Below are 9,953 nucleotides of genomic sequence, written 5' to 3' on the forward strand. Positions count from 1 at the left end.
GCGCCCATCTGGGCGCCGCCGTTGTGTCGTTACGAGCGCGCTCAGGCCTCGCCGGCGGCCATCGCCTCGAGCTCCATCCAGCGCTCCATGGCCTCATCGAGCTCGCCCTGCTTGGCGGAGAGCGCCTCCAGAGTGGCGGTGACGTCCGCTGCTTCCTGCTGATAGAAACTCGGGTCCCCGGTCTTGGCCTCGAAGTCGGCAACCTCACTTTCCAGGCGCTCGATCAGCGCCGGCAGTTGATCCAGCTCCCGCTGCAGCTTGTAGGAAAGCTTGACCCGTTTCTTTTCCGCCGCCGCGTCCATGGCGGCCGGCTCTGGCTCGCCACGAGACGCCTTGGCTTCGCTGGGCGACTCCGTCTTGGCCTGCCCTGCCGCCTGGGCGGCGTTGAAGTCCCAGGGGGCCGGCGGCAGCTTGCCGCCCTGGCGTATCCAGTCGCTGTAGCCGCCGACATACTCGCGCACGATGCCGTCGCCTTCGAAGGCCAGCACCCCGGTCACCACGTTGTCCATGAAGGACCGGTCGTGAGACACCAGCAACAGGGTGCCGTCGAAGTCGAGCAGCAGCTCTTCAAGGAGCTCCAGGGTTTCGACGTCAAGGTCGTTGGTCGGCTCATCGAGTACCAGTACGTTGGCGGGCTGGGTGAACAGCTTGGCCAGCAGTAGGCGGTTCGACTCGCCGCCGGAGAGCGCCTTGACCGGCTGGCGGGCGCGCTCCGGAGTGAACAGGAAGTCCTGCAGATAGCTGATCACGTGGCGGTCCTTGCCCCCCACGGTCACCCGGTCGCTGCCCTGGGCCACGTTGTCGTAGACGGTCTTCTCCGGTTCGAGACCGGCCCTCAACTGGTCGAAGTAAGCCACCTGCATCTTGGTGCCCAGCTTGACCTTGCCTTCCTGGGGCTCGAGCTCGCCGAGCAGGATCTTCAGCAGGGTGGTTTTGCCGGCGCCGTTGCGGCCGATCAGGCCGATTCGGTCACCACGCTGAATATCGAGGCTCAGGTCGCGGATCACATAATCGCTGCCGAAGGACTGGCTGACATGCTTGAGCTCCACCACCTGCTTGCCGCTGCGCTCGCCGGTGTCAACCGACAGGTTGGCATTGCCCTGGCGTTCGCGGCGCTGGCCGCGTTCGCGACGCATCTGCTCCAAGGCACGCACGCGGCCTTCGTTACGGGTCCGGCGGGCCTTGATGCCCTGCCGGATCCAGGACTCCTCCTGGGCGAGCTTCTTGTCGAATTCGGTGTTCTCGCGCGCCTCGATTTCCAGCTCGTGAGTCTTCTGTTCCTGATACTTGGCGTAGTCGCCGGGATAGCGGCCCAGGCGACCGCGATCCAGTTCCAGAATGGCGGTGGCAAGGCGCGACAGAAAGGTACGGTCGTGGGTGATGAACAACACGGCGCCATTGAAGGCGGCGAGCTGGTCTTCGAGCCAGCCGATGGTATCCAGGTCCAGATGGTTGGTGGGCTCGTCGAGCAGCAGCAGGTCAGGCTCGGCGACCAGCGCCCTGGCCAGGGCCACACGCCGCCGCCAACCGCCGGACAGTGCATCCATGGCGTCGTCGGCGGGCAGGCCGAGTCGTGTCAGCACCGTGTCGATACGCTGATGGAAGGACCAGCCGTCGATGGCCTCGAGCTGGGTCTGCAGGCGCTCCATGCGCGCCATGTCAGGGTCCGGGTCCTGAATCAGATGATGATACTCGGCGAGCAGCGAACCGGCTTCGGGCAGCCCCTGGGCGACGACATCGAAGATGGTCTCGCCGGAGGCCTCGGGCAAGTCCTGCTCGAGCACGCCGATCTTGAGCCCGGGGGCTCTCCACAGGCTACCGCCATCGGCCTGGATCTCCCCCGACACCAGCTTGAGCAGGGTCGACTTGCCGGTACCATTGCGGCCCACCAGCGCCAGGCGCTCGCCGCGCTCCAGCACCAGGTCGGCCCCATTGAGCAGCACCTGAGGGCCATAGGCCAGTTGCAGCTGTTCCAGACGTAGCAGGGTCACGCGTTTACCTCTTGGTGTTCAGCATTAGGCGCGCCACGCAGGCACGCGCAAGTGCGCCTAGTGTAACGCGGACGATGCCTCGCCGTCGGCCCTTGTCGAGCCTTAGCGGCCACCGTCGTGGCCACAACGGTCGCGCGTGACCCTGCTGCTGCCGGGCGGGTACAATACTTGGCCATTTTTCGAAAGGAAATGCACCTTGGCCGAACCAACCGCCACCTTCGACGATGTACTGCCCGAGGCGCTGCGCTTTCGCTCCCCGGCCCCGCTGGTGGACATCGGCGCCAACCTCACCCACGAGAGCTTCGGTCGCGACCTCGAGGCGGTGATTCATCGCGCACGTGCCGCCCATGTCGACACCCTGATTCTTACCGGCACCGACCGCGAGCATGCCGAACAGGCAGTAGCGATGGCCCGTCAACATCCGGGGCTTTACGCCACCGCCGGCGTGCACCCCCATGATGCCAGCGGCTGGAACCCGGAGCTTGCTCGCGCCATGGCAGCGCTTCACCGAGAGCCTGAGGTGGTCGCCGTCGGCGAGTGTGGGCTCGACTTCAACCGCAATTTCTCCACGCCCACCGAGCAGGAGCGCGCCTTCGAGGCACAGCTGGGGCTTGCCGCCGAGTCCGGCCTGCCCGTCTTTATCCACGAGCGCGATGCGGGTCGGCGCATGCTGGAGATACTGCACGCCTGGCGCGATGACGTGAGCCAGGCAGTGGTGCACTGCTTCACCGGCGAGCGCGAAACGCTGTATGGCTATCGCGACCTGGACCTGCACATCGGCCTCACCGGCTGGCTTTGCGACGAGCGCCGCGGCCATCATCTGCGCGATCTGGTCAGCGAGATCCCCCTCGACCGGCTAATGGTCGAGACCGACTGCCCCTATCTCTTGCCGCGCAACCTGCCGGCCAAGCTCAAGGGGCGTCGACACGAACCGGCCCTCTTGCCATGGATCGTGCGCGAGATCGCCCACTGGCGCGACCTCGACGAACAGGCACTGGCCGAGGCGACAACCGCCACGGCGCGCGCTTTCTTCCGCTTGCCTGACGGCACGGCCGACTGACGCCAACGACACATACTGACTGCAGACACCACCTTCAGAAGAGGATTCCTGACATGGCCGATGTTCCCGGCTTCATTGCCGTTGAGACCGGTGAAGAAGGCGGCTTGCCGCTGGCGATCGCCTGGTCGCTGAACGATGGGCGCATCAAGCACACCCTGATCCAGCCCGATACTGACTGGCTGGACGATGACATGGTCGCGCTGGGCGACTACAGCCAGGAAGAGCTGGAAAGCCTGGGCATCAGCCCGCTGGACGTGATCCGGGAGCTCGAGACCGATCACTTCAACGCCACCCTGTATACGGCTGGCGTCAGCGATGACGAGGCGGCGCTATCGCGGCTGTTCGAGACGTTCGGCCTCGACCCCTTCGTCGAGATGGCCCCCGCCGAGTCGCTCTATCCGGACCTGGACGCTGGCGAATGGTCACGGGAGCGCGGCATGCTGTTTGCCGAACAGGGCCTGGAGCCCATGCGCCCGGAACAGGAAGTCGAAGTCATGCTGATGCTGCATCGCCGGCTTGTACTCGGTGAGGACACCGAATTCGGCCATGACGGCAGTCACGACATCGACCTAGAAGAAGATTAAGGCAAGCGTAAGTCGGCAAAGCACACGCCGACCGCAATGTTAGGCCAACACTGCTAGGCCGGGACGGGCGCACAGGGCGCCGCGAGCCTACGCCGCCCAAGACTGACCGCCGCCGAGAGCGGCTGCCCTTCCCGGTAGAAAGCCTGCAGGGCGTCACGAAAAGCCTGGGCGCGCTCGGGCAGGCCATCGGCCTCGACCCGAGCCGCACGGGCTTCTACCCGAGCGCGAAACCCTTCCCGATCGACCTCCACCTCGCCCAGATTATCGACGCTGACATTGAAGGGCAGCCCACAGGCTCTGGAGAACAATAGCTCCAAGGACTGGGGGGCGACCTCCACGGCCTCGAAGGATGCCTGCTGTTCAGCATCCCGACCGTCGGGCAGGTACCAGTAACCGTAATCCTCGAGCGTGCGACGTCGCGCCCCGGCGATGCACCAGTGACTGACTTCGTGCAGCACGCTTGCAAAGAACCCGCGCGCGAAGATCACGCGATGATGATCGCAGTCGGCATCCGCAGGCAGGTAGAGCGGCTCGTCACCGCCCCGCACCAGGCGGGTCTGATAGGTGGAGTGAAACAGGCCATCGAACAGGGCGATGACGTCCTCGAGACGATGGGTCACGGCATCTCCGGGTAGCGAAATGACGGGACGGAGTATAAGGGCATCGCAGCCAAGCGAAAACCATCTCCGCTTGCTAGACTACGGCTCCGGTCTGCCCCTGGAAGGGCCAGCCTTGCCGCGTTCGAAAGGAGTCTTCGTTGTCGTCGTCATCCCTCTCCCCGCTGTCCCAGTGGTACAAGCAGACTCGCCTGTTGATGGGCCTGGCCTTGCCGATCTGTGGCGCCCAGCTCGCTCAGGCCGGCATGAGCACCGTCGATGTGATCATGACCGGTCGGCTCAGTGCGACCGACCTGGCCGCCGTGTCGGTGGGCTCGAGTCTGTGGCTGCCGCTGATGCTGTTCATGGCCGGCACGCTGATGGGACTGACGCCGATCGTCGCCCAGCTGCTCGGCGCCGAACGCACGGTGACGATCCGCTCCCGCGTCCATCAGGCGCTGTGGGTCGCCCTGGTAATGGGGGTGATTGTCGCTGTGCTGCTGCATCAGGCGGTGATGCCTATCTTCACTTGGATGAGTGTTCCTCCTGCTGTCGCCGAGCGCTCGTCGGCCTACCTGGCCGCCGTGGCCTTCGGCATGCCCGGCTCGGCGCTTTTCATGGCACTGCGGGCCTTTTCCGATGGCATGAACCATACTCGCCCGGCGCTCTGGATCAGCCTCTTAGGCCTCGCCGTGAACATCCCCTTCAACTATCTGCTGATCCATGGCGGCCCAGGCCTGGTCGGGCTGTTCGGTGAGCAACTGCCAGCGACCATCAAGGCACTGCCGGCGCTGGGTGCCCTCGGGTGCGGCATCGCCACGGCGATCTCGATGTGGGCCATGGCGCTGGCCATGCTGCTTTATACCCGCCAGAGCCGCGCCTATGGCTCGGTCGCCCTGTGGCAGTCGCTCACCAGACCGCACATCGAGCAAATCCGTGAACTGCTGGTCGTCGGCGTACCGATCGGCGTATCGATTTTCGTCGAGGTCACGCTCTTCACCCTGATCGCGCTGTTCATCGCCAGTCTTGGCGAGGTGGTCGTCTCGGCTCACCAGGTAGCCCTCAACGTCACCTCGCTGCTGTTCATGCTGCCGCTGTCGCTGGGCATGGCATTGACGGTGCGGGTCGGTAACACCCTGGGGACCGGCAACCTGGCCACGGCCCGCTTCGTGGCCTGGCACGGCATCGCCCTGAGCCTTGTGATCGCGCTGTTTAACAATCTGATTCTGTGGTTCGCCGCAGAACCCGTGCTGGCCCTGTACACTCATAACACCGAGGTGCAGCAGGTCGCCCTGTCGCTGATCGGCCTGGCGATGCTCTATCAGATTTCCGACTCTCTGCAGGTCAACATGGCCGGCGCGCTGCGCGGCTACAAGGACACCCGGATCATCATGATCATCACGCTGATCGCCTATTGGCTGGTCGGATTGGGCGGGGGCCATATGCTCGGTATTGGTGCCCTGCCCGGCCTTGCGGCCCCGCTCGGCGTTCATGGCTACTGGATTGGCCTGGTGGCCGGCCTGACGGTCGCGGCGGTGCTACTGGGCATCAGACTCCATACCATCAGCAAGGCGGTGAGCAATGGAGAACGCACGATTCAGACCAGCTAGTAGCCGTGAGCCCAACCGAGGATCATGGCTCGCTACCAGGCGCCTGATGCGGCTCGGACTGATCATGGCTGTCACCCTGACGCTCACCGGCTGCGAACGCGGCACTGAGGTCAATGCGCTGTTCACGGACTATCAGCAGCGCCTGGCAGCCGCCCTGGAGGTCGATCCACCGGCCTCGGCCTCGCCCGCCAATATCGCGGCCTTTCCCGAAGACGACGCCCGACTGTTCGATATCCCCGACATCCGCGAGGGTATGCTCGATATCTACGCCCTTCGCGAGTGCCAGATCGCCGCACTGGTCGCCAATCGCAACAACCAGCTCGGCAAGGTGGCGGCACCCAGCCAGCACTGGCTGTATGAGCTCAAGCTTTGGCGGCGACTTGAGGCCTGTCGTCATTCGGCGGTGGCCAAGCGGCTGGACGAAGAGGACAGGCAGCGCCTGGAACGCCTGGCGCGCACCAAGGCCGAACAGATGCCGATGGCCAGTTGGAACGCCCTATTCGGGTCTGAAGAGTGGACCGGTAGCTTCTCTCGGGCCAGTGGTCCACTCCCGCCCGATGCGCTGACGCGTCCTGATGATGCACTGGCGGCCCTGGCCTACCTGCGTACCATGACCGCCCGGCAGTTGGACCCTGACTGGCAACCGGACTCCTCTACCCTCGAGCAGCACCTCAAGGCACTGCGTGAAGAGCCCCTGAGCGCCCAGGTATTGCGTAGCCTCCAGCTGGCCACCCTGCGTCTGGAGGAAGCCAACCGATTATTCGACGCCGCTGACACCGAGTCCTCTTGCCCCCTGGCAGACGCCGGACGCTTGCCTGCGCTGCGCACCCAAGTGGATGACGAACTGCGCCCCTATCTCGAGGGCCTGACGCGGCTGGCCGGCAGTTGGCTCGGCGCCGTGGAGACTCTGCTCAACGTTCAGCAGGTCTCCCGCGAGGCAATCGATGACTACCGCCACAACTGGCTGTCACTGGACAATCCTGAGGCCCCCTGGCAACGCTTTCTCAACGCCCGGGAGGCCCATCGCCAGCACTGGCAACGACTCATGCGGCGCTGCAGCACCGACGAAGAGCCTTAAGGAAGGCTTAACTTTCATACACTGACTGTGCTAATAGTGAATCTAGGCTAGTCAAATGCCGTGATGACGCGCTTAAGGAGGGTTGTGATGGGAATTCCGATGTCCCGCCCCGCTCAGGTCATCGACCTGGACACCATGCGAAAGCGGCAACGCGCCAAGAAACGGCTAGTCCGGTTGTCCCCGGAACTGGATGGGCTGGAAATGCTCTATCATCTGGCCTCTGACCCGGAAACGCTCTATGGCATGCCATTGCTTGCCTGGGGCATGCGTGAGGATGGAGAAGTCGTCGGCCTGGTGCCCTGGATGGAGGCACTGACGCCTTGTCATCAGCTGGATGACCCACAGTTTGGTCACTTCGTCGGCTACCGAGACCCGGAAACCGATGAGGTCTTCCACAGTGCTCCCGACCACAAGGTCTTCGAGCTAGAGCATGCCGCCGCCTACTTCGACTACGAGGAAACCTTCGAGTCGACCTTGATCCAGCAGCTGCCAGACATTCTCGGCACCCATGCCCTGTGCATGGATAGTGAGGATGAGCCCTGGCAGCTCAAACAGGTCTTCGGCTGGCGGCTCTACAACAATGGCGAAATCGAGGCCCTGCTGGTCGACGAAGACCTCATTGAGTCAACGCCGGTGGTGTCCGGTGACGCCTGCCTGTACCCCGGCCACAGCCGACATCAGGTGGTGTACTTCTTTCAGCGAGTGATAGCCAACCGGATCAAGCAGGAGGACCCGGCGACTCTCGAGGCCCTGGCCCTGATGATCAGCAACGAATAAGGCGGCACCTGCTCGAGGACGTCAGCCGAGGCGAATCAGATACAGGTAGGTCTCTTCGCCCTCATGCTGGTAGATCAGCTCGTGGCCCAGAAAGCTGCAGAACTTCGGGATATCGCGGGTCGTCGCTGGATCGGTAGCGACCACCTTGAGAATCTCGCCCTGCGTCATGTCCCGCACCTTGTTGTGCATCAACATGATCGGCTCGGGACAGTAAAGGCCACAGGTATCCAGTTCGGCATCGTGATCTGGCAGGTCATCAGCGTAATCGGCCATCGGCTTCTCGATTGGGTTGCGGGTAAAGGACTATTTGCGGTTCAGGAGTAAGTCACGTGTGACGATTGCGGGCGATGGAGCAGCACCATGATAAAAGTACTCATCAGGCGGCGCATCATGCCCGGGCTCGAGGAAGAGTACGACCAAGCGGCGCGCAGCGCCATGAGAGCCTCAATCAATGCCAGCGGCTTCATTGCCGGTGAGAGCCTGTGCGAGCGCCACCACCCTGACCGACGCCTGCTGATTACCCAGTGGCGAGATCTGGCCGCCTGGAAGACATGGCAACAGGGGCCAGAGCGGGAGCGCGTCATGCAGCACGTCCTGCCGCTGCTGGTCGAGGATGAAGAAATCAATCTTTACGAGCACTGCTGATAACGTCCGGACCACAGTGCCCTTTCGGGCCATGGCCTGAATGAAGCCACCTGCTATCCCGAGTCTTGAGGTTAGCCGCTCACCGTCACCTTGATGCTAAACGTACTGGCCTGATCAGTGCCGAGACTGGCCGTGGTTGAGCTGACTAGTGCTCCAACCGCACATGGACCGTGACTTCTTCACGGTCATGGTACAGGTGGTGACAGCGAATCTCGGCGGCGACGCCCGCTCGCTTGAGCTGATCATCCAAGCGAGCCAGACACCGCGCGACCTCAGCCCACCGCTGCTTCATCGGCAGCTTGAGATTGAAGACTGCCTCGCGACACCAGCGCTTGACCAACCACCGCTCCACCATTTCCACGACGCGAATCGGCTTGTCGACGATGTCGCAGACCAACCAGTCGAGGCGATTGGGCGGCGTCCAGGTAAAGCCGTCTTCGCGCAGGTGATCGACCTGGCCGGTGGCCATCAGCCCCTTGTCCATGGGACCGTTATCGATCGCATAAACATACATGCCCTGATGCACCAGCTGCCAGGTCCAGCCACCGGGCGCCGCGCCCAGATCGGCGGCCTGCATGCCCTCGCCCAGGCGCATCTCCCACTCATCACGCGGGACGAAGACGTGCCAGGCTTCTTCGAGCTTGAGGGTCGAGCGACTCGGTGCATTTCTGGGGAAGCGTAGACGCAGGATCCCGCCCAGCCGCTCACTGCGATTACCCGGAAAGCTCATGCCGAGCTGCACAGAGTCACCGGCCGTCCAGTAGAGATGCAGCCGCCGACCGCCGGCCTTGCGCCGCAGGGCTCCGCGTTTCTTCAGGATGGACTCGAGGGGACGTGTCAGCGCCTTGATCAATCCACTCAAGGCCTTGCCGTCATTGGTGTCAGGCGTTTCCTGCCAAAGGCTCTCGAAGCTCCAGCCACTGGCCACCACCTGCTCAATGATCGGTGTCAGGCGGTCATCCCGAGAAAGACCTTCAAGCGCAGGAAGAGCCACCAGGCTCTGACGGGCAAACACCAGGGACGCCAGCGGCAAGTCACGGTGCAGGGCATTGGCCGGCTCGTCACCGGTAAGCATGAAGCTCACGAAGCCGCTGTTCGGCGTCGCCTGGGGGTAACCTGACCACCCGAGCTGAGCGGCCTTGTCGGTAACTTCGGCGCTGAGATCGTTCTCAAAGCCCGGGCGGCAATAGAGCAGCAACTGCTGGGGAATCATGTGACCTCTCCTGTGAAGGGGCGCTAGTCTAGCCGTCGTCAGACCCGCTCACAAGTCGGGTCCCGCCATGCTACCCCAGCTAATGGCAGGATGACTGGCCGCTTAGCACGCCGCCATGTCTTACCGCCCATGCCCTTTTCAACCTTCCCGCTCCATATCCTGAGCCAAGCCCTGCTAGACAGTACCGATTTACTGCGAACGAGGGCTTCGATGTCCTCCAACGGCAGGCTTGAACCAGAGACACTCTTGGACCGGAGACACGAATAGGCTGACTGCCCTTTCATCTCAGCCCCGGAGTCGGCGATCCGTAACCGGCCGGTGAACCCATCTGCCGAAAGTACCTGAATTCCATCACAGTAGGTGCCCACCTATGAATAAGTGGACACCTACCATGACGGA

10 protein-coding genes are annotated in these 9,953 nt (G+C 63.3%); 6 read left to right on the forward strand and 4 right to left on the reverse strand.

Going from position 1 to position 9,953, the window contains the following annotated elements:
* Positions 1–41: 41 nt before the first annotated feature.
* Positions 42–1,991, reverse strand: coding sequence for an ATP-binding cassette domain-containing protein (locus tag BCL93_RS09140; protein WP_112054964.1), 1,950 nt, complete (start codon positions 1,989–1,991; stop codon positions 42–44).
* A 196-nt stretch (positions 1,992–2,187) separates the two neighbouring features.
* On the opposite strand from BCL93_RS09140, the gene BCL93_RS09145 reads away from it, so the two are divergent.
* Positions 2,188–3,051 (forward strand): TatD family hydrolase, encoded by an 864-nt coding sequence (locus BCL93_RS09145; protein ID WP_112054965.1) that lies wholly within the window; start codon positions 2,188–2,190, stop codon positions 3,049–3,051.
* Positions 3,052–3,104: 53 nt separating this feature from the next.
* The gene (locus BCL93_RS09150; RefSeq protein WP_112054966.1) at positions 3,105–3,635 is read left to right on the forward strand and encodes a hypothetical protein; all 531 of its coding nucleotides are present in this window, start codon (positions 3,105–3,107) and stop codon (positions 3,633–3,635) included.
* Between the two features lie 53 nt (positions 3,636–3,688).
* Here the strand turns inward: BCL93_RS09150 and BCL93_RS09155 are convergent, their stop codons facing one another.
* Positions 3,689–4,255: an elongation factor P hydroxylase gene (locus BCL93_RS09155; protein ID WP_112054967.1), complete on the reverse strand. Its 567-nt coding sequence runs from the start codon at positions 4,253–4,255 to the stop codon at positions 3,689–3,691.
* 194 nt (positions 4,256–4,449) lie between these two features.
* On the opposite strand from BCL93_RS09155, the gene BCL93_RS09160 reads away from it, so the two are divergent.
* The 3 genes from BCL93_RS09160 (at position 4,450) to BCL93_RS09170 (ending at position 7,696) form a co-directional block, all read left to right on the forward strand.
* Complete coding sequence (locus tag BCL93_RS09160; RefSeq protein WP_112054989.1) at positions 4,450–5,841, forward strand: MATE family efflux transporter; 1,392 nt, start codon at positions 4,450–4,452, stop codon at positions 5,839–5,841.
* 64 nt (positions 5,842–5,905) lie between these two features.
* The gene (locus BCL93_RS09165; protein WP_258396231.1) at positions 5,906–6,919 is read left to right on the forward strand and encodes a DUF3080 domain-containing protein; all 1,014 of its coding nucleotides are present in this window, start codon (positions 5,906–5,908) and stop codon (positions 6,917–6,919) included.
* Between the two features lie 87 nt (positions 6,920–7,006).
* Positions 7,007–7,696 carry a hypothetical protein gene (locus BCL93_RS09170; RefSeq protein ID WP_112054969.1) on the forward strand — a complete coding sequence of 230 codons (690 nt, stop codon included), beginning with the start codon at positions 7,007–7,009 and terminating at the stop codon, positions 7,694–7,696.
* Between the two features lie 21 nt (positions 7,697–7,717).
* Here the strand turns inward: BCL93_RS09170 and tusA are convergent, their stop codons facing one another.
* Positions 7,718–7,969, reverse strand: coding sequence for a sulfurtransferase TusA (gene tusA, locus BCL93_RS09175; RefSeq protein ID WP_112054970.1), 252 nt, complete (start codon positions 7,967–7,969; stop codon positions 7,718–7,720).
* An 87-nt stretch (positions 7,970–8,056) separates the two neighbouring features.
* On the opposite strand from tusA, the gene BCL93_RS09180 reads away from it, so the two are divergent.
* Positions 8,057–8,341 (forward strand): antibiotic biosynthesis monooxygenase family protein, encoded by a 285-nt coding sequence (locus BCL93_RS09180; protein ID WP_112054971.1) that lies wholly within the window; start codon positions 8,057–8,059, stop codon positions 8,339–8,341.
* 145 nt (positions 8,342–8,486) lie between these two features.
* Here the strand turns inward: BCL93_RS09180 and rlmM are convergent, their stop codons facing one another.
* Positions 8,487–9,554: a 23S rRNA (cytidine(2498)-2'-O)-methyltransferase RlmM gene (gene rlmM, locus BCL93_RS09185; protein ID WP_112054972.1), complete on the reverse strand. Its 1,068-nt coding sequence runs from the start codon at positions 9,552–9,554 to the stop codon at positions 8,487–8,489.
* Between the last annotated feature and the right edge of the window lie 399 nt (positions 9,555–9,953).

Origin of the sequence: Onishia taeanensis, from assembly GCF_003268885.1 — a bacterium.
GTDB lineage: Bacteria > Pseudomonadota > Gammaproteobacteria > Pseudomonadales > Halomonadaceae > Onishia > Onishia taeanensis_A.

Bases quoted from the DNA above. Each gene is read 5' to 3' on its own strand.
- BCL93_RS09150 (WP_112054966.1), top strand. From the start codon at position 3,105: ATGGCCGATGTTCCCGGCTTCATTGCCGTTGAGACCGGTGAAGAAGGC.
- BCL93_RS09160 (WP_112054989.1), top strand. From the start codon at position 4,450: ATGGGCCTGGCCTTGCCGATCTGTGGCGCCCAGCTCGCTCAGGCCGGC.
- BCL93_RS09165 (WP_258396231.1), top strand. From the start codon at position 5,906: ATGGCTGTCACCCTGACGCTCACCGGCTGCGAACGCGGCACTGAGGTC.
- BCL93_RS09170 (WP_112054969.1), top strand. From the start codon at position 7,007: ATGGGAATTCCGATGTCCCGCCCCGCTCAGGTCATCGACCTGGACACC.
- tusA (WP_112054970.1), bottom strand. From the start codon at position 7,969: ATGGCCGATTACGCTGATGACCTGCCAGATCACGATGCCGAACTGGAT.
- BCL93_RS09180 (WP_112054971.1), top strand. From the start codon at position 8,057: ATGATAAAAGTACTCATCAGGCGGCGCATCATGCCCGGGCTCGAGGAA.
- rlmM (WP_112054972.1), bottom strand. From the start codon at position 9,554: ATGATTCCCCAGCAGTTGCTGCTCTATTGCCGCCCGGGCTTTGAGAAC.